Below are 18,564 nucleotides of genomic sequence, written 5' to 3' on the forward strand. Positions count from 1 at the left end.
GCGGGCGCCGATAGGGTTGACGGGCAACGCGAGGCCGCGGTCGACGTGTCGATAAGTCGACAACTACGAGGGAGATGTCGCGTGGTTCACGAGGTCAAGACCGAGGTGTTCGAGGGTCCCATCGACCTCTTGCTCCAGCTGATCACGCGTCAACGGGTGGATATCTACGAGGTCTCACTTGCGGCCATCACGGAGGAATACCTACGGGTGCTCGATGACCTCGAAGGCTTCGACCTCGAGCAGGCGACGGGCTTCCTGGTGATCGCGGCGACTTTGCTCGAGCTGAAGTCGGCTCGCCTGCTGCCGCAGGCAAACCGCGACGAAACCGACCCGCGGCTACTCGAAGAGCGAGATCTGCTGCTGGCGAAACTGGTCGAGCTCTCGACGTTCCGGGAGGCGGGGGCGTGGCTGTCGTCGCAGCTCACCGCGGGCGAGGGATTCATCGGCCGGACCGCTGCCCTGGAGCCCCACCTCCTCGACCTGGTTCCAGATCCATTGCAGGGGCTCACTGGATCACATCTCGCCCGCGCCGCGGCGCGGGCGCTGGCTCCTGGGCCCCCGGCGGAGGAGTTGGATACGTCTCATGTGGCTGCGGTAAGGGAGTCCGTGCGCGATGCGATCGCTGAGCTCGCCCTGGGGCTCGGTGAGCGGGGGCGGGCGAGCTTTCGCTCGCTGTGCGGTCACGGGCGTACGCGCATCGAGGTGGTGGTGCGCTTCCTGGCGCTCCTGGAGCTCTTCAAGGCAGGCGCGATCGACCTGCAACAAGCGGACCGCTTCGGTGACATCACGGCTTCGTGGACAGGCGAGATGGACGTCCAGACGATCGTGGAGGGGGCGGAGGAATACATGCTCGAAGCGGGAGGTGACCGGTGACGCCGTCGGAGAGAAAGATCGTCGAATCCATCCTCCTCGTGGCGGACGAGCCGGTGCCCGCCGGGATGATGGCGGAGGTCCTGGAGCGGTCCGCTGCCGAGGTCCACGCGCTCCTCGAGGACCTGAGCGCGGAGTACTCGCTGCAGGAGCGCGGTTTTGTTCTGCGCGAGAGCGCTGCGGGATGGAGGCTGTACACCAGCCCCGACACCACGCCGTGGCTGGAGAGGTTCGTCCTGGGGCACCGGCGGGGCCGGTTGTCGGGGGCGGCGCTGGAGGTTCTAGCCGTCGTTGCCTACAAGCAACCCGTCTCCAGGGCAGAGATAGCCGAGATCCGAGGCGTGGATTCAGACCGCGTCGTGAGGACCCTGCTCCAGCGGAACCTCATCTCCGAGAGCGCGCGCGACCTCGGCCCCGGCGCTCCCTCCTTGTTCACCGTGAGCGACGAGTTCCTCGAGCGGATGGGACTGAGGTCCGTCGACGAGCTCCCACCTCTCGTGGGGTTCATGCCCACCACCGAAGCCGTCGAGGAGATGGAGTCGAGGCTCTCGCCCGGAGCGTGAACGAGGCCCAAGGCGAACGCCTGCAGAAGGTGCTCGCTCGCGCCGGCGTAGGTTCTCGCCGAGCGGTGGAAGAGATGATCGAGCGCGGCCGGATCGAGGTCAACGGCATACGAGCTTCCCTCGGGCAGCGGATCGATCCCGCGAAGGATCTAGTAAAGGTTGATGGTTCCCTAGTTCCGCTCCAGGAGGATCTCGTCCACTATCTCCTGAACAAGCCAGCTGGCGTGGTCTCTACTGCCGACGATCCCGAAGGGCGTCCGACGGTGGTCGACCTGATCGAAACCGAGGCGCGCGTGTGGCCGGTCGGTCGGTTGGATCTCGAAACCGAAGGGGCTCTGCTGCTTACGAACGACGGAGAGCTCACCTTGCACCTCACTCACCCGCGCTTCGGCGTCTCGAAGACCTACGTCGCGGAGGTCCAGGGGAGCGTGACACCGCGTACGGCCCGCCTGCTCGCTCGCGGCATCGAGCTGGAGGACGGTCCGACCGCACCCGCCCAAGCCAGGGTGCTGGAACGGGCCGCAACGGCGAGCGTGGTAGAGCTAGTCCTGAAGGAAGGTCGCAACCGGCAGGCGCGGCGGATGTTCGAGGCCGTCGGGCACCCCGTCCGCCGCCTGGTGCGTACCTCCATCGGTCCCCTTAAGCTGGGCCGGCTCAAGCCGGGTACGTACCGGAAGCTGGGGCCCGCGGAGGTGCGGGCGCTATATCGCGCGGCGGGACTGTAGGTACTTGTAGACAAGTCTCTTGTACGAACAGCCTCTACTTGTCGACATATCTCCAGTTCCAGCCCGGCGGCAGTGTGCGCGATCGGGCCTGCGCCCCGGCGGTCGGCGTAGGGGCGATATGTAGACAAATAAACGAGTTGAGGAGTCGCTGGATCGATGGGTGTACAAGCTCTGCGAGGGGCGACCACGACGACGGCCGATGACCCCACCGCGATCGCCACCGCGACCCGGGAGCTGCTGGGCGAGATGTTGGCGAGGAACTCCGTCCACCCGGATGACCTAATCAGCGTCGTATTCACCGCCACGTCGGATCTGACGGCGGACTTCCCCGCGGCCGCGGCGCGCGCTCTGGGCATCTCAGACGTCCCCCTGCTGTGCGCGCAGGAGCTGGACGTCCCCGGCGCCACCCGCCGCTGCATCCGGGTCCTGATGCACCTGAACACGCCGTTGTCGCGGGCCGAGCTGCGTCACGTGTACCTGAACGAGGCGCGGTCCCTGAGGACGGACCTCCTCGATGAGTAGCGCTGTAGTAGAGGGTTAGATGTTTAAGAGGGTTGCCGTCGTAGGGACGGGTCTGATCGGAGGCTCCATCTGCCTCGGACTCCGCGCCGCCCTGCCGCCGCCTCACGTGGTGGCGTTCGACACTGATCCGGACGCGGGGCGGGCGGGGTTGGAGCGGGGTGCGTTCAGCGAGGTGGCGGAGTCGGTCGGAGAGGCGGTGCAGGCTGCGGACCTCGTGGTCGTTGCCACCCCCGTCGACACAACCGCTGATGTCTGCGCCCGCATGCTGGACACGCTGGCGCCAGATGCCGTGGTGACGGATGTGGGCAGCGCCAAAGCAGGTGTCGTTGAAGAATGTGAGGCGCTGCTCGGCGCCCGGTTCGTCGGTGGCCATCCGATGGCGGGCTCCGAAAGGCACGGGATCGCCGCCGCCGATGCCGAGCTCTTCCAAGATGCGTGGTGGATCCTGACGCCGACGGCCGCCACGAGGTCGTTTGCCTACCGGGCCGCGAGTGCCCTGGCAGCGACGCTCGGCGCCCGCCCCATTGCCATAGAGCCCGATGCGCACGACCGGCTGTTGGCGCGGCTGAGCCACCTTCCACAGGTAGTGGCCAGCGGGATCGTGGCCGCCGCGGTCGCGGCCGAGGACCAAGAGAGCTTGCTCGGGCTGGCTGCCGGCGGCTTCCGAGATGTCACGAGGATCGCGGCGAGCGATCCGGGGATGTGGGTCAGCATCCTTCGGTCCAACCGTGTAGCCGTGCTCGAGGCTTTGGAGGAGTTCTCCAGTGGCCTCGTGGAGGTCGCGACGGCACTGCGAGAAGAGCGGTGGGGGGATCTGGCGGCGTTTCTCGGGCGGGCCCGTCAGGCGCGGATGGAGCTCTTCGCGAAGCCGCAGATGCATGACGTACCCGTGGCTCTGTCTCTACCGATCCTCGACCGCCCGGGCGTTCTGGCGGAGGTCACGACCGCCGCGGGCGGTCTGGGCGCGAACATCGAGGATCTGCGCATCGTGCACTCCACCGAGGGAGGCAGAGGCCGGCTCGAGCTGATCGTGGCGGGGGAGCGGCCCGCTGAAGACCTGGCGGAGAGGCTGCGTACGCTCGGATATCGCGTCGAGCGCGGCCGGCCCGCATGATGCCGTGATCTTGTCTACAAGGTGACATATAGATGAAGAGACTCCGGACCAAGACCCGGCCGCTGCGGGGTGACGTCACCATCCCGGGCGACAAGTCGATCTCGCACCGCGCCCTGATCATCGGTGCCCTAGCCGCCGGCGGCTCGCGTGTCCGGCGCCCGAACTTCGGCGCCGACGTGCACTCGACCGCGGAGGTTCTCCGTCGGCTGGGTGTTCGGGTCGAGCTGGACGAGATGAAGGGTCAAGCTAAGGTGGAGGGGGTCGGTGGAGCGGCCTTCCGTGAACCCGAAGCCGTCCTCGATGCGGGCAACTCGGGCACCACGATGCGGCTGATGGCGGGCGCGTGCGCGGGGGCCGACGGGCTCTTCGTTCTCACGGGGGATGACTCCTTGAGACGGCGGCCGATGTTGCGCGTGGTAGCTCCGCTGCGTCAGATGGGGGCGCGGATCGACGGGCGCAACCACGGAGATCTCGCTCCGCTCACCGTCCGGGGGGGCGCACTGACCGGGGTGGACGTAGAGCTGCCGGTGGCGAGCGCCCAGGTGAAATCTGCTCTCTTGCTGGCGGGGCTGAATGCCGCGGGCGTCACGAGGGTGTCTGAGCCGCGCCGGAGCCGGGACCACACCGAGAGGATGTTGGCCTCCGCCGGGATCCACGTCGAGTCGGAGGGCCGCGCGGCGTCGGTCCGGGGGGGCCAGCGCCCACACGGCTTGGAGGGTCTGGTGCCGGGCGACATCTCGTCAGCCATGTTCTTGATCGCCGCTGCGGCCCTGGTTCCGGGATCCGACCTGAACTTGCTCGACGTTGGTCTGAACCCGACGCGCCGAGCGGCCTTGGACGTCTTGAGGATGATGGGTGCGGAGGTGGATGCGATCGAGTCCGCATCTTCTCTCGGCGAGCCGCTCGGAACGGTGCGGGCGCGCGCCGCCTCGCTCCGCGGCATCGCCGTGCCCGAGGAGTGGGTCCCGTCGCTGATCGACGACATCCCGGCTCTCGCCATCGTGGCGACGCAGGCGGAAGGCGAGACGTCGTTCACCGGCGCCGGGGAGCTGCGCGTGAAGGAATCGGATCGCATCGCGGCGCTCGTTGCCGGTCTGCGCGAGCTCGGAGCGGACGCGGAAGAGCTACCGGACGGGTTGATCGTGCGTGGGCCGACCAGCTTGACCGGCGGACACATAGACAGCGTCGGCGATCACCGGATCGCTCTCGCTTTCGCTGTCGCCGGCCTGATCGCGTCCGACCGCGTCAGGATCGCCGGGTGGAGCTGTGTCGACACGTCGTTCCCCGAGTTCCTGGACGTGCTCGGGGAGGCGACCGACAGACGGTGACGGTGAGATCCATAGACAGGCCCGCGGATAGGCCGGGGGCCTTGGTGACGCGGGGACTCGCCGCGCCGCTCCCGAAGTTCCTGAACGTAGCGCGGGAGGCGCTCAACCGGTGACAGCGATAGCCATAGACGGACCTGCGGGCGCCGGGAAGAGCTTCGTCGCGCGCTCGGTCGCGGCCAGCTTGGGTATCCGCTACGTCGACACGGGAGCGATGTACCGCGCGGTCGCTCTCGCGGCGATCGACGCAGGAGCGGATCCGCACGACGCGGGCGAGGTCGCGGCGGTGTTGGCGAGGTCGCGGGTCGAGTTCTCCGACCGAGGCGTCACCTTGAACGGGCGGCCGGTGGAAGATCGGATCCGCGCTGCGGACGTGACCGCGGCCGCGGCGAAGATCGCGCGCCACCAGATCGTTAGGGACGCACTGGTGTCTCTCCAACGGACCGCGGCGCGCGGGGGAGACGTCGTGATGGAAGGTCGCGACGTCACGACCGCCGTCCTTCCGGACGCGGAGGTGAAGATCTTCCTCACTGCGTCTCTGCCCGAGCGGGTCCGCAGGCGCGCACGACAGCTGGGACTGGATGAAGATCCCGACACGCTCGCCCGGCTAGAGAGTGACATCCGCCGCCGAGACGACAGCGACAGCAGCCGAGCGATCTCACCTCTCCTGCAAGCGGAGGACGCCATTGCGATCGATACGACACAGATGTCCACGGAGCAGGTGATCACTCGGATCTGCGATATCGCCCGTCCTTTTTTGCGGCGAGATGGCGATGAGCACAGCTGACGGCGGAGGCCGCTTGCCGGTGGTGGCAGTGGTTGGACGTCCGAACGTAGGCAAGTCATCGCTCGTGAACCGCATCCTGCAGCGGCGGGAGGCGATCGTGGAAGAGACGCCGGGGGTCACACGCGACCGACGCGGGTTCATCGCGGACTGGGGCGGTCGCCGGTTCGAGATCTTCGACACAGGCGGGCTCGAGCCCGGCGCGGAGGGCCTCGATGCGCGCGTGGCGGAACAGGCGCACGTCGCGATCGAGTCCGCGGACGTGGTCGTTCTCGTCGTGGACGCCAGCGTGGGAGCGCTTCAAGACGACCACCTTGTGGCCGACGCGCTCCGACGATCGGGGAAGCCTGTCGTGCTGGCAGCGAACAAGGTGGACGATCCGCGCGACATCCCGATGGCGGCGTCCTTTCACCGGCTCGGCCTCGGTGAACCGCTACCCCTGTCCGCGCTCCACGGCCGCGGCTCCGGCGACTTCCTCGACGTGCTCGTAGCGGAGCTGCCGGAGCAGACTGGTGATGCCGAGGATGCGTGGGCATCCATCGCGATCGTTGGGCGTCCCAACGTCGGAAAGTCGTCGCTTCTGAACGCGCTCCTGGGGGAGCAGCGCTCGATCGTCGACTCGCGGCCCGGCACCACCCGCGATCCGGTCGACTCGGAGCTGCTGTTGGAGAACGGTCGCAGGATCAGGATCGTCGACACGGCAGGGATGCGCCGCGAGGTCCAGATCAAGGACCCGCTCGAGTATTTCAGCTTCCTGCGGTCACGCCAGACGCTCGGCCGGGTGGATGCGGCCGTCCTCGTGATCGACCTGTCGGAGCGAGTAACGGGTCACGATCAGCGGATCGCGCAGGAGATAGTCGAAAGCGGACGCGCCTGCGTCGTGGTGCTCAACAAGTGGGATCTCATCGAGTCCGATCCGGTGGACCGGGAGCGGCTCGAGCGCTTCGTCCTCGATCGTCTTCGCTTCATCCCGTGGGCGACGATCGTCCGAACATCTGCGCTCACCGCGAGGGGGGTGCAAAGGGTGGTGCCGGCGCTAGAGGCGGCCATCTCTTCGCACCGGCGGCGACTGCCGACGTCCGTCGTGAATCAACTCGTGCGGGAGGCCCAGGAGCGGAAGCCTCACCCGCGGGTCGGCGGAAGGGCGAGCCGCATCCTCTACGCGGTTCAGGCTTCTGTGGCGCCTCCGCGCTTCTTGCTGTTCAGCTCCGGCCGCCTGGAGCCTGCGTACCTACGCCATATAGAGCACAGGATCCGGGCGCGGGAGCCCTTCGCTGGAAGCCCGATCCAGATCGAGGTCCGGCTCAAGTCTCGAGATGAACGAGAGGGTTAGATACTGGCACAGCGGCCCACACACGGCGCCGCCGCCACCACCCGTTCCGAGCGCCCGCTGGCGCCCCCGCGTGGCGAGCGACGGACCTGGGCGATCCGCATGTCAGCCCGTGGCGCTTTTGGCGCAGGGGTTGTCCCTCAGCCACTAGCTCGAGGTGCAGCGCAGCACGTGGCATAGGCCGTCTACACAAGGCACTTGTAGACAAGTCACCGTGTCTTCTTGTTGTCTCTCGCTGGCGGATGCCCACGGGCGACTCGTTATGATTCGCGCCCGAGCGCCGCAAGCTCGGCTAGCAGCGGGACGTGGCGCAGCTTGGTTAGCGCACTGGTCTGGGGGACCAGGGGTCGCCGGTTCGAATCCGGCCGTCCCGACCGGACGCCTCGACAGGCGTAGGCAGTACCGAAAGGGGGTCGGCTCCGCGACGTGGAGATGGATCCCTCTCCCGCGGCTGCCGCCACCAGCACCCGTATCGCGACGATCCCGAACCTGATCTCGTTCGTGAGGCTGGCCACCGTCCCGGTGTTCGTTTGGCTCTTCGTCACCAACCGTGAGAACCAGGCCGTCGCCCTGTACGCGGTCGGCGCATGGAGCGACTTCCTCGATGGTTACATCGCCCGGCGAACGAACCAGGTGTCGGAGCTCGGGAAGCTCCTCGATCCGTTGGCGGATCGCATCTTCATCGCCGCGCTGGTTCTAGCCCTCGTGGCGCGCGAGACGCTTCCGTGGTGGGTGGCGGCCTCGATCGTGGGTCGAGACCTGGCGGTCCTGAGCTTTTTCCCGTATCTGGAGCGCAGGAAGATCGAGCGCATCGCGGTCAACCGCACCGGGAAGGCCGCCACCGCCTCTCTGTTCCTCGGTCTCACGCTGCTCGCTGTGTCAGAGACCACGCTGCCCGTCGCGGCGTCGATCGAAGGTCCCGGCTTGATCACAACGCTCGTCGGCGCGGCCTTGTACTGGGCCGCGGCGGCCGTCTACGCGCGCGAGGCAGTGAAGAGACTGCGCGCTCTGAAGGGCGCGGGCCCGTGACGACGAGCCCGGAGACCCTCGGACCGAGCGCGCGGTGCAGGATGTGGTCGGGGCGGAGCAGGAGCGCGCCCTCGGGAGCTTTATCAACATATCGATATGTTTCCGAAGTGAGAGTGACTAGCAAAGGAGGATCGGTGTCCGAGTTCCCCGAAGATCGCCGCTACACCAAGGACCACGAGTGGGCGCGCCCGGACGACGGCCGGATCGTCGTCGGCATCACCGACTACGCGCAGGATCAGCTGGGAGACATTGTCTTCGTGGGGCTGCCGGAAGCGGGGACGGAGGTGCAGGCGAATCAACCTCTGGGGGAGGTCGAGTCGACGAAGTCCGTCTCCGATGTCTACAGCCCCGTCAGCGGCAGGGTCGTGGAGAAGAACCCGGAGGTCGAGCAGAACCCCGAGCTGATCAACGACGACCCCTATGGTCGCGGCTGGCTGGTCGCTCTCGAGGGCAGTGACGGGAGCATCGACGGGCTCATGACGGCAGACGAATACCGACGCTTCACGGAGGAGGGCTAGTGACGCTCCTGCAAGCGTTGACCAAGCCTAAAGCTGTGCTATAGGGTCCGCGCGATGTACTGCACGAACTGCGGACACAAGAACCCTGAGGGCAGCAACTTCTGCGCCTCTTGCGGCACGCCCCTCACCGATCGGGTCGGCGGCCACGACACCACGATCACCTTCGCGACCCCCGAGCTGGAGACCGACCTCGAGGAAGAGGTTCACATCTCCCCCGAGGAGTTGGAGGACGGGCGGGGGGTCTTGATCGTGAAGCGCGGCCCCAACGCCGGCAGCAAGTTCTTCCTCGACTCCGACAGCACCGAGATCGGGCGCCACCCGGACAGCGAGATATTCCTCGATGACATCACCGTCTCCCGGCGCCACGCGGAGATCCGGCGGACCGGGGACGGGTTCGCGATCCACGACGTAGGCAGCCTGAACGGTACCTACGTCAACCGCGAGCGGGTCGAGCAGGGAGGTCTCCGCAGCGGTGATGAGATCCAGGTGGGGAAGTTCAAGCTCGTGTTCCTCGGCGGCGGTTGATCGATGCCGCTGTCACGGTCGCGCGATTACCTGAGCATCGGTGAGGTCCTAGAGAGCGTCAAAACGGACTTCCCGGAGGTGAGCATCTCGAAGATCAGGTTCCTGGAGGCGGAAGGGTTGATCGTCCCCGAGCGGACCGCGTCGGGCTACCGCAAGTTCTATGAGAGCGATGTGGCGCGGCTGCGATACATCCTGTCCCTCCAGCGTGACCAGTTCCTGCCGCTGCGAGTCATCAAGCAGAGGTTGAGGGACGCAGACGCCAACGGTGGGATCCCTCCCGGAGACCCCGCCGCTGCCGCCCCTCCGACGGACTCCGCGGCTGGAGGGAACGGCGCCGGAGCCGACATGACCGCGGTGCAGATGAGCCGGGACGAGCTTCGGGCGGCCGCGAATCTGTCCGAGCAGGAGATGCGCGGTTTGGACGAGTTCGGCATCCTGCCCGGCACCTCCAGCGGCACCTACGACGAGAACGACCTCGTGGTCGCTCGCGCGGCCAGGCGGTTCTTCGACTTCGGCGTCGAGCCCCGCCACCTCCGGATGTACCGGCAGTTCGCGGAGAGGGAGGCGACGTTCTTCGCGCAGATCGTTTCTCCCGGCGCCCGCCGCCGCGATCCTTCGGCACAAACCCAAGCCATCGAATCCGTCCAGGAGCTCGCGCGGCTATCTCGCCAGCTCAAGGAAGCCGCGCTGAGGTCGAGCCTGCGCGAGATCCTGTAGCTATTTGTGTATCTATCGATAAAGCGACACCTCCTCTGCTTCGTCGCGGCCCTGTTGGTGCTGACCCCGGGCGTGGGCACCTCGGACCAGAGCGGCGCGGCGCAGGCTCAGGAAGGCCCGGTCGAGGTCACCTGCCGCGCCTGCCTCGTCTTTGACCCCGCGACGCAGCGCGTGCTGTTCGCTAGGAACATGCACGAGCGCCTGCCGAACGCCAGCACCACGAAGATGATGACCGCCCTCTTGACCGTGGAAGGCGCGGAGATGGGCGATCTGGTGCGGGTGCCGGCGGATGCGGCGGCCGTGGGCGGGGGAGGCCTCGACCTCGAGGCCGGAGATGTCTTCTCGGTAAGAGATCTTCTCTACGCGCTGCTCCTCGACTCTTCGAACGAAGCGGCGGCCGCGCTGGCCTCTCACGTCGGTGGAGACATCGACCGCTTCGTGCGTGACATGAACCGGGCCGCCGCTGCCCTTGGAGCCGAAGACACCTCGTTCGCCAACCCCCACGGTCTCGACGAGCCGGGGCACGTCTCCACCGCTTACGACCTCGTCCTTATCGCGCAAGACCTGCTCGCGACACCCGAGCTCGCACGGATCGTGACGACGCCCCGACGCGCGATCGCCACACCCGAAGGCAGGGTCACGGTGGAGAACCGTAATCTTCTACTCGAGAGTTACCGCGGCGCGATCGGCGTCAAGACCGGCCGAACCCTGGGCGCGGGAGAGGTTCTGGTTGCGGCCGCGGAACGCGGTCCCCGGAGGGTCATCGCCGTCGCGATGCGCTCGGTCGACGCGGCCTCGGACTCGCGGCGATTACTCGACCTCGGGTTCGCTCGCCTTCGGCTGCTCGAGAAGCGAGCCGCCGCCAGGACCTCGGTCCTGGTTGCGGAGCGTGAACGCGTCGGGTCGTTGGTGTTCGATCCCGGCGGCGCGACCGGGATCGTGGCCGGTGCAGAGGTCACGGGACCCGCTTCGGCCGCCGACCAGGTCGCGATCACTTTCACACCCTCCGACGACCTGCTCCTGCCGCTGGACGCGGGCCAGGAGGTAGGGACGCTCGAGGTAGCGGTTGGAGACGCGGTTCAGACGATCCCCGCGGTTGCGGAAGATGCGGTGGCGCTTGACCCGCCGTCGTGGGGCGCCCTCGCACTCTCCGGGCTCCTGCGGACGGCGGCGACGGTGATCGGCGCGGGAGCTGCGTGACGACAGGCGATCACTCCATGGATCGGTTGATCCCCGCGGACGAGCTCGCCGCGAGGATCGAGGAGCTCGCACGCCAGATGAGCGAGGACTTCCGCGACCCGATCCGGCCCCCGCTGTTGGTCGGGGTGTTGAAGGGATCGACCTTGTTCCTCGCCGACCTCGCGCGGTCGATGCAGGTCGAGATCGAGATCGACTTCATCTCCATCTCTTCGTACTCCCAGTCCGGAGCGTCCTCGGGCGTCGTGCGCATCGAGAAGGACCTAGAGATCGACATCGCGGAGCGCGACGTCGTGATAGTCGAAGACATCGTGGACACGGGGCTGACTCTCAACTATCTGCGCCGCACGTTGGGCGAGCGCCGGCCGTCATCGCTGCGCGCGGTAACTCTGCTCGACAAGGTCGCGCGCCGCATCGTGCCCGTGGAGTTGGAGTATTCCGGCTTCGAGATCCCCGACGTGTTCGTGGTGGGGTATGGGCTCGACTTCCAGGGTCTCTACCGCAATGTTCCCGAGATCCTGGCGATCAAGGACATCGCGAAACTGGCGAACGATCCGATGCTTCTCGTCCCCCCGTTGTTCGTGGGTTCGGGCGCGTAGGGGAGTGTTAGTTTCGATTCCATGAAGGAGCTTTCGCTCGTCGGCGTGCGCGTCGAGCTCCCGTCGAACCAACCGATCGTCCTTCTGAAGGAGTCCGACGGCGATCGGTACCTCCCTATCTGGATCGGAGCCGTTGAGGCAACGGCGATCGCATTCGCGCTGCAAGGCATCCAGACCCCGCGGCCGATGACCCACGACTTGATGCGCGACATCTTGGGAGAGACGCGTGTCGCCGTCGAGCGGATCCTCATCTCGGAGCTCGTCGACCAAACCTTCTACGCCCTCATCCGGATGAGCAGCGACGGCCGCACCGTCGAGGTGTCGTCGCGCCCCAGCGACGCGATCGCCCTTGCGGTCCGGATCAACGCTCCGATCTACGCGGCCGAGGAGGTTCTGGACCAGGCCGGGATCGAGCTGCGGGACGAAGAGGAGACCGAGGTGGAGAAGTTCCGTGAGTTCCTCGACCAGGTCACCCCCGAGGATTTCGCCGCCGACCAGTAGCGGGCCCGATCTTCTGTGTCTCGAACTGCCTGTATCGGCTAGCCGCGCTCCGGCACTGGTGAAGAGCGGGGACCGACCGCGGCGTACGCGCGACCGTCTAGTTCCGCTTTAGGGTTGTTCTTGACATAGGCGCCGGCGGCCCCTACTGTTTGCCATCCACGTAACTACGAAGGTGTCACTCACTCGACGGGGAGAGATGATGAGCGAGACCGGCTACCGCGGACCGCAGACCTGCAAGATCGTCGACATCACCTACCGCCAGCTCGACTACTGGACCCGCACCGGCCTGGTCGTGCCCTCGCTACAAGAGGCGAAGGGCTCCGGAACGCAGCGTCTGTACTCGTTCAACGACCTGCTTCAGCTGAAGGTGATCAAGAGCCTGACCGACGCGGGTGCCAGCCTCCAGAAGGTCCGCCAGGCGATCGAGTATGTGCGCGATCACCTCGACGACGACTGGTCGAAGGTCACCATCGTCACCGACGGCAACGGCGTCTACGCGTGCACCTCCGATGCGCAGGTCGTCGATCTGCTGCGCTCCGGGCAGGGAGTTCTCGGGGCCATCGTGGCGGTGGACAAGGTGCGCGACCAGCTCGCGGGAACTTTGCGAGAACTCCGCCCCGTAGGGGAGCAGGTGGAGTACCGTTCGACGGACCCGAAGGTGACAACGGCGGCCGAGGAGGGGTAAGCGATCCTGGAGGGCATCGGCGGCCCGAGCGATCGGGCGACACCCTCACTTCCCCACGAACGCGTCGCCTTCGCGCACAACAGCGAGCGTCAGTTCGCCAGGCTTCTCGACTTCTATCGGATCGACTGGTGCTACGAGCCCACGACCTTCGACATCGAATGGGATCGTTCCGGCACCCCCACCCAGCGCTTCTCGCCCGACTTCTACCTGCCTGCGTTCGACCTCTACATAGAGATCACGACGCTCAACCAGAAGCTCGTCACGAAGAAGAACCGCAAGGCGCGCCGCCTGATGGAGCTCTACCCCGACGTCAAGTGCAAGATCCTCTACCAGCGGGACTACCTGAACCTGTTGATCAAGTACGGACTCGAGGAGCCCTCCCAGGGATCGTTGCTGACGGCGAAGGCGGCGGATGCGCCGCCGGTCTCTCTGTTCGAAAAGCCGCTCGCGGGTTAGTGCTACAGGAGAGATCGAGCCCGCTGCTCGCCGAGCATCGGGAGCTGGGGGCGAGGCTCACCGACTTCGGCGGCTGGCAGATGCCCTTGCAATACACGGGTGTGATCGCGGAGCACAACGCCGTACGCACCGCGGCGGGCGTCTTCGACGTCTCCCACTTGGGAAAGCTCCGCGTTGCGGGCGCCGCGGCTGAAGCCGCGCTGCAGAGGGCCCTCACTGCAGATATCGCCGCGCTGGCACCGGGTCGCGCCACCTACTCGCTCGTCCTCACCGACGAAGGCGGCTGCATCGACGACGTCTTCGCGTACCGCATCGGCGACCAGGAGTGGCTGGTGGTGCCGAACGCGTCGAACGTCACCGCGGTGGCCGACGCGATAGCAGAGGCCGGGTCGGAACCGACCGACGAGTGGGATCGATTCGCCATCCTGGCGCTTCAGGGCCCGCGCTCGTTGGAGCTGTTCGAGCGGGGATGGCCTGGATCCGGCGCTCATGAGTTAGCGCTTCATGCATGGGCCGAGCTGCCATTCGAGACGGGCCTCGGGATGGTCGCCCGGACGGGCTACACCGGAGAGAAGGGAGTCGAGCTGTACGTCCCCGCCGCGTCCGCCCCCGCGACGTTCCAGAGGATCGTTTCCCTGGGAGCGACCCCCGCCGGGCTCGGCGCCCGCGACACCCTCCGACTGGAGATGGGATACGCGCTCTACGGACATGAGATCACTCTGGCCGTGAACCCTCTGGAGGCGGGGCTCGGCTGGACCCTCGCGTGGGAGACGCCTTTCCGCGGCCGCGAGGCTCTCGAGAAGGTGCGCGCCGCGAAGCCCGAGCGGAAGCTCTTCGGCGTGCGCTGCACCGACCGCGGTGTGCCGCGTCAGGGCCACTCGGTGAGGCGCGGCGGCGAGGAGGTGGGAACGGTCACCAGCGGGAACTTCTCGCCCACACTTCAAACCGGGATCGCACTGGCGCTGGGTCCCCGCGCAGGTGCGCCCGCGGCCGCCGACGAGGTCGCTATAGAGGCGCGCGGCCGCCGGATCCCGGGGGTTATCGTCAAGCCGCCGTTCATCGAGAGAGGCAAGAAGTGACCTTGTCCACATGTAGACAAAGGACCTCCTGACGTGGACTTCATGCCACACACGGCCGACGACGTGGCCGAGATGCTGGCGCGCGCCGGGTTCGCCGACGTCGCCGAGCTGTTCGCGTCCATCCCACAGGACCTGAAGCTCGGCCGCGCCCTCGATGTGCCGGAGCCGCTGGCGGAACCAGAGCTCGCGGCTCATATGGCCGATCTCGCGAGCCGCTCCGCGAGCGGGCGCGACCTCCTGTGCTTCGCCGGTGGGGGAGCGTACGACCACCACGTTCCGGCGGCCGTCGGAGCCCTGGCGGGTAGGGCGGAGTTCGCCACCTCCTATACGCCCTATCAACCGGAGCTCTCGCAGGGCGTGCTCCAAGCTGTATTCGAGTTCCAGAGCCTCGTCTGCGAGCTCTATGGCATGGACGTCGCGAACGCCTCCCTCTACGACGGCGCGAACGCTTTGGTGGAGGGCGTGAACCTGGCGGTTCGGTCGACGCGCCGCGAGAAGGTGCTGGTCGCCGACTCCATCCATCCACACTACCGCCAGGTGCTCAAGACCTATACCTCAGGTTTAGATCTCGAGATCCAGGAGCTGCCGCACGGCCCCCGCGGCGTGGTCGATCCTGGCTCTATCGACCCGCAGGGGGCGGCCGCAGTCGTGCTGGGGTACCCGAACTTCTTCGGACGGCTGGAGGATGTGGCGGCGGTGTGCGAGCGCGCCCACGAGGCCGGGGCCCTGGTCGTCTGCGTCACCGATCCCACCGCCATGGGCGTGCTTCGCTCGCCGGGGGAGATGGGCGCCGACGTCGCGGTCGGAGAGGGCCAGGCGCTCGGGAACCTGTCGTCTTACGGCGGCCCTTACGTGGGGCTGTTTGCGACGAAGCTCGAGCTGGTGCGCCAGGTGCCGGGACGGATCGCGGGCCAAACGCTGGATGCAGACGGCCGCCGAGCCTACGTGTTGACCCTCCAGGCGCGCGAGCAGCACATCCGTCGCGCCAAGGCGACGTCGAACGTTTGCACCAACCAGACCCTGATGGCGATCGCGGCCGCCGTCCATCTGTCGTGGCTCGGCCCCCAGGGCCTCGCCCGGCTCGGCGAGGTGTGCATGCGCAGAACGGCCGCGGCCGCAGCCCGGCTGCAGGAGATCCCCGGCTGCACGGTTCGTTTCGCAGGTCCGCACTTCAAAGAGATCGTGCTGGAGACGCCCGTGGTGGCGGGGTCGTTGGTGCGCGCGCTGGCGAAGCGGGGTGTGCTCGCCGGTCCGGCCCTCGGCACCTGGTACCCGGATCTAGATAGGTGTCTGTTGGTTGCGGTGACGGAGAAGCGCACGGCGGCCGACATCGACGCTCTCGCCGAAGCGGTGGAGAAGGAGCTGGCGGAGCGGTGACCCGGACGCTGGAGCCCTCGGGCGGCACGCGGACCGCTACTCGCCCCGGAGGGGATGCGGACACGTTTCCGTTGATCTTCGAGACCTCCCGCCCCGGACGGCGCGCCTGGTCGCTTCCGGAGGTGGCGGTCGACGCGCCGGAGCTAGACGATCTGCTCCCCGTGGAGCATCGGCGCACGGCTCCACCCGCGCTGCCGGAGGTAAGCGAGCTGGATCTGGTGCGTCACTACACGCGGCTTTCCCAGCGCAACTGGGCGATCGACGTAGGGCCGTACCCCCTGGGGTCGTGCAGCATGAAGTACAACCCGAAGATCGCCGAGCAGGCGGCGAACCTGCCGGGTTTCGCGACGCTGCACCCGTTCGCGGGCGAGGAGCTCGTCCAGGGAGCTTTGGAGCTTCTCGGCACTCTCGAGCGCGCACTGTGTGAAGCCACCGGGATGGCGCGCCTCACGTTCCAGCCCGCTGCGGGCGCTCAAGGCGAGCTCACGGGGCTTCTCATGATGCGCGCGTTCCACGCGAGCCGGAACGACCAGAGGGCCAAGGTCATCATCCCGGACTCCGCCCACGGCACGAACCCCGCGAGCGTGTCGCTTGCCGGCTATCGCGCCGAGGAGGTTCGCTCCGACGAGCGGGGCTTGGTCGACCTGGACGCGCTGAAGGCCGCGCTGGACGACGAGACCGCGGGCCTCATGCTCACCAACCCCAACACGCTCGGTCTCTTCGAGCGCGACATCAAAGAGATAGCGGCAGCCGTCCACCGCGTCGGCGGCCTGCTGTACTACGACGGCGCGAACTTCAACTCGATCGTCGGCGTCGTTCGGCCCGGCGACATGGGCTTCGACATCGTCCACTTGAACCTGCACAAGACGTTCGCGACCCCCCATGGCGGCGGCGGCCCGGGCTCTGGGCCCCTAGCCGTCTCCGAACGCCTCGAACGCTTCCTGCCAGCGCCCGTTCTCGCGCCTCCGGCACACGAGGGCGACAGGTGGAGGTGGGACCACGACCGGCCAGACTCCATCGGGCGGATCCACTCCTTCCACGGGAACTTCGGCATCAACGTCCGCGCGTACGCGTACCTGCGCTCGCTGGGACCCGAGGGGCTGCGGCTGGTCGCGGAGCGGGCTGTTCTGAACGCGAACTACCTGAAGGCGTTGATCGAAGAAGCGTTCCCCACGGCCTATCCGGGCGACTGCATGCACGAGTTCGTGTCGACCGCGAAGCCGCTCAAGAGGCACGGGGTGAAGGCTATGGATGTAGCCAAACGCTTGATCGACCTCGGCTATCACCCGCCGACCGTCTACTTCCCGCTCGTCGTCGACGAGGCTTTGATGGTGGAGCCGACGGAAACGGAATCGAAAGAGACGATCGACGGTCTCGCTGCAGCTCTGAACCAGATCGCGTCCGAGGCCGAGACGAACCCGGACCTGTTGAAGGGCGCGCCGGTCACCACGCCGGTGCGACGGCCGGACGAAGCCAAAGCTGCACGAGAGCTGAGGCTGCGCTGGTCGCCTGAGTAGAGCCGTGCCCGCCACCGAGCGCCGGTCGCCGTGGGTCATCGCGGGAGTCATCGTCCTCGGCGTGAGGGTCGTTTTCTTCGCTCTCGCCTACGTCGCTTCGTTCCTGTTGTCCGGCGATACGCAGGGGTTGCCGGAGCGGGGGCCGTTCGATATGTGGGTCAACTGGGACGCGACCCGCTTTCTCGTCACGGCCGATCTCGGATACGAGGGACCGGGAAGCTTTACGAACTCGTATGCCTTCTTCCCCTTCTTCCCACTCGCCATCAGGGCGCTCGGGTTCCTCGGCATCCCGAGCCTCGCCGCCGGCCTGCTCGTCTCTGCGGTTTCTTCCTGGATCGCTTTCACGTTCCTGTTGAAGCTCGCGGATGAGGAGCTTGGCCAAGGCACAGGGCGGCGCGCGGTGCTGTACCTCGCGCTCTTCCCGACCGGCGTCTTCCTCATCGCTCCCTACAGCGAAGCCCTCTTCCTCGCGGGAGCGGTCCCGGCCTTCTACATGGCGCGGCGCGGACGCTGGGATCAGGTCGGGCTGCCAGCCGCGATCGCGATGGGGAGTCGTTTCGCGGGGGTATTCCTGCTCTTCGGGCTGCTGGTGGAGTTCCTGCGGCAACGCGATTTCTCGGCGCCTAGGAACATCGCGGCGGCAACGTCACTGCTGATGGGCACTCTGCCCTTGCTGGGATACGGCGCCTTCCTGGCCCTGACCAAAGGGGATGCCCTCTACTTCTTCACCGAACAGCGCCTGGGATGGGGCCGCGCCTTCGTGGGGCCGGTGAACGCGCTGCGCAACACGATCGATAGGTGGGACGATCCCACGCAGAGCACCAACTTCCTTGTCGCCTATCGCTTCGAGGTCGTCGCCGGGATCGCCGGCACCGCCTTCGTCGTCTGGGCGCTCAACAAGAAAGAGTGGGGCTACGCGGCGTACATGGGCAGCATGCTCGCGGTGCTGCTCACCAGCACGGAGTACTTCAGCGTCCCCAGGATCCTGCTCTCTTTCTTTCCTGCTGCGCTGTTCATGGCCCAGCTGACGCTGCGGTTTCCGAAGCTCCACGAGTCGTATCTCATGGTGACGTCCACGGTGGCGGCGGTCGGGGTCGTCGTCTACACCCGAGGCGCGTGGTTCTTTTGAAC

21 protein-coding genes and 1 tRNA gene are annotated in these 18,564 nt (G+C 67.0%); all 22 read left to right on the plus strand.

Features of this window, described 5'->3' with window-relative positions:
- Nucleotides 1-81 precede the first annotated feature (81 nt).
- The 22 genes from M3N53_07045 to M3N53_07150 all read left to right on the plus strand — a co-directional run bounded on the left by M3N53_07045 (nt 82) and on the right by M3N53_07150 (nt 18,562).
- Complete coding sequence (locus M3N53_07045; GenBank protein MDP9068086.1) at nt 82-873, plus strand: segregation/condensation protein A; 792 nt, start codon at nt 82-84, stop codon at nt 871-873.
- On the plus strand, nt 870-1,433 hold the full coding sequence (scpB, locus tag M3N53_07050; protein MDP9068087.1) for an SMC-Scp complex subunit ScpB: 564 nt from the start codon (nt 870-872) through the stop codon (nt 1,431-1,433). The genes M3N53_07045 and scpB overlap by 4 nt, the downstream gene beginning before the upstream one ends.
- Complete coding sequence (locus M3N53_07055) at nt 1,430-2,158, plus strand: rRNA pseudouridine synthase (GenBank protein MDP9068088.1); 729 nt, start codon at nt 1,430-1,432, stop codon at nt 2,156-2,158. Before scpB ends, M3N53_07055 begins: the two co-directional genes overlap by 4 nt.
- 156 nt (nt 2,159-2,314) lie before the next feature.
- On the plus strand, nt 2,315-2,680 hold the full coding sequence (gene aroH, locus M3N53_07060; GenBank protein MDP9068089.1) for a chorismate mutase: 366 nt from the start codon (nt 2,315-2,317) through the stop codon (nt 2,678-2,680).
- Between the two features lie 19 nt (nt 2,681-2,699).
- Nucleotides 2,700-3,794: a prephenate dehydrogenase gene (locus M3N53_07065; protein ID MDP9068090.1), complete on the plus strand. Its 1,095-nt coding sequence runs from the start codon at nt 2,700-2,702 to the stop codon at nt 3,792-3,794.
- A gap of 32 nt (nt 3,795-3,826) precedes the next feature.
- Nucleotides 3,827-5,122, plus strand: a complete 1,296-nt coding sequence (gene aroA / locus M3N53_07070) for a 3-phosphoshikimate 1-carboxyvinyltransferase (GenBank protein MDP9068091.1) — start codon at nt 3,827-3,829, stop codon at nt 5,120-5,122.
- A gap of 109 nt (nt 5,123-5,231) precedes the next feature.
- The gene (gene cmk / locus M3N53_07075; GenBank protein MDP9068092.1) at nt 5,232-5,906 is read left to right on the plus strand and encodes a (d)CMP kinase; all 675 of its coding nucleotides are present in this window, start codon (nt 5,232-5,234) and stop codon (nt 5,904-5,906) included.
- Entirely contained in the window at nt 5,893-7,236 is a 1,344-nt protein-coding gene (gene der / locus M3N53_07080; protein ID MDP9068093.1) for a ribosome biogenesis GTPase Der, read from the plus strand. Before cmk ends, der begins: the two co-directional genes overlap by 14 nt.
- A 296-nt stretch (nt 7,237-7,532) precedes the next feature.
- Nucleotides 7,533-7,607, plus strand: a tRNA-Pro gene (locus tag M3N53_07085).
- 58 nt (nt 7,608-7,665) lie between these two features.
- Nucleotides 7,666-8,262 carry a CDP-alcohol phosphatidyltransferase family protein gene (locus M3N53_07090; protein ID MDP9068094.1) on the plus strand — a complete coding sequence of 199 codons (597 nt, stop codon included), beginning with the start codon at nt 7,666-7,668 and terminating at the stop codon, nt 8,260-8,262.
- 134 nt (nt 8,263-8,396) lie between these two features.
- Nucleotides 8,397-8,780, plus strand: coding sequence for a glycine cleavage system protein GcvH (gene gcvH, locus M3N53_07095; GenBank protein ID MDP9068095.1), 384 nt, complete (start codon nt 8,397-8,399; stop codon nt 8,778-8,780).
- 54 nt (nt 8,781-8,834) lie between these two features.
- The gene (locus tag M3N53_07100) at nt 8,835-9,305 is read left to right on the plus strand and encodes a zinc-ribbon and FHA domain-containing protein (protein MDP9068096.1); all 471 of its coding nucleotides are present in this window, start codon (nt 8,835-8,837) and stop codon (nt 9,303-9,305) included.
- A gap of 3 nt (nt 9,306-9,308) precedes the next feature.
- On the plus strand, nt 9,309-10,022 hold the full coding sequence (locus M3N53_07105) for a MerR family transcriptional regulator (GenBank protein MDP9068097.1): 714 nt from the start codon (nt 9,309-9,311) through the stop codon (nt 10,020-10,022).
- 6 nt (nt 10,023-10,028) lie between these two features.
- Entirely contained in the window at nt 10,029-11,222 is a 1,194-nt protein-coding gene (locus M3N53_07110) for a D-alanyl-D-alanine carboxypeptidase (GenBank protein MDP9068098.1), read from the plus strand.
- 17 nt (nt 11,223-11,239) lie between these two features.
- Nucleotides 11,240-11,818: a hypoxanthine phosphoribosyltransferase gene (gene hpt, locus M3N53_07115; protein ID MDP9068099.1), complete on the plus strand. Its 579-nt coding sequence runs from the start codon at nt 11,240-11,242 to the stop codon at nt 11,816-11,818.
- A gap of 21 nt (nt 11,819-11,839) precedes the next feature.
- The gene (locus M3N53_07120) at nt 11,840-12,319 is read left to right on the plus strand and encodes a bifunctional nuclease family protein (GenBank protein ID MDP9068100.1); all 480 of its coding nucleotides are present in this window, start codon (nt 11,840-11,842) and stop codon (nt 12,317-12,319) included.
- A gap of 199 nt (nt 12,320-12,518) precedes the next feature.
- Nucleotides 12,519-13,004: a MerR family transcriptional regulator gene (locus M3N53_07125; protein MDP9068101.1), complete on the plus strand. Its 486-nt coding sequence runs from the start codon at nt 12,519-12,521 to the stop codon at nt 13,002-13,004.
- Between the two features lie 291 nt (nt 13,005-13,295).
- Complete coding sequence (locus M3N53_07130; GenBank protein MDP9068102.1) at nt 13,296-13,460, plus strand: hypothetical protein; 165 nt, start codon at nt 13,296-13,298, stop codon at nt 13,458-13,460.
- Nucleotides 13,460-14,539: a glycine cleavage system aminomethyltransferase GcvT gene (gcvT, locus tag M3N53_07135; protein MDP9068103.1), complete on the plus strand. Its 1,080-nt coding sequence runs from the start codon at nt 13,460-13,462 to the stop codon at nt 14,537-14,539. The genes M3N53_07130 and gcvT overlap by 1 nt, the downstream gene beginning before the upstream one ends.
- A gap of 42 nt (nt 14,540-14,581) precedes the next feature.
- Nucleotides 14,582-15,916, plus strand: coding sequence for an aminomethyl-transferring glycine dehydrogenase subunit GcvPA (gene gcvPA, locus M3N53_07140; GenBank protein MDP9068104.1), 1,335 nt, complete (start codon nt 14,582-14,584; stop codon nt 15,914-15,916).
- Nucleotides 15,917-15,987: 71 nt separating this feature from the next.
- Entirely contained in the window at nt 15,988-17,433 is a 1,446-nt protein-coding gene (gene gcvPB / locus M3N53_07145; protein MDP9068105.1) for an aminomethyl-transferring glycine dehydrogenase subunit GcvPB, read from the plus strand.
- 4 nt (nt 17,434-17,437) lie between these two features.
- Complete coding sequence (locus M3N53_07150; GenBank protein ID MDP9068106.1) at nt 17,438-18,562, plus strand: hypothetical protein; 1,125 nt, start codon at nt 17,438-17,440, stop codon at nt 18,560-18,562.
- Nucleotides 18,563-18,564 lie beyond the last annotated feature (2 nt).

This window comes from Actinomycetota bacterium (assembly GCA_030776625.1).
Taxonomy (GTDB): domain Bacteria; phylum Actinomycetota; class CADDZG01; order CADDZG01; family WHSQ01; genus MB1-2.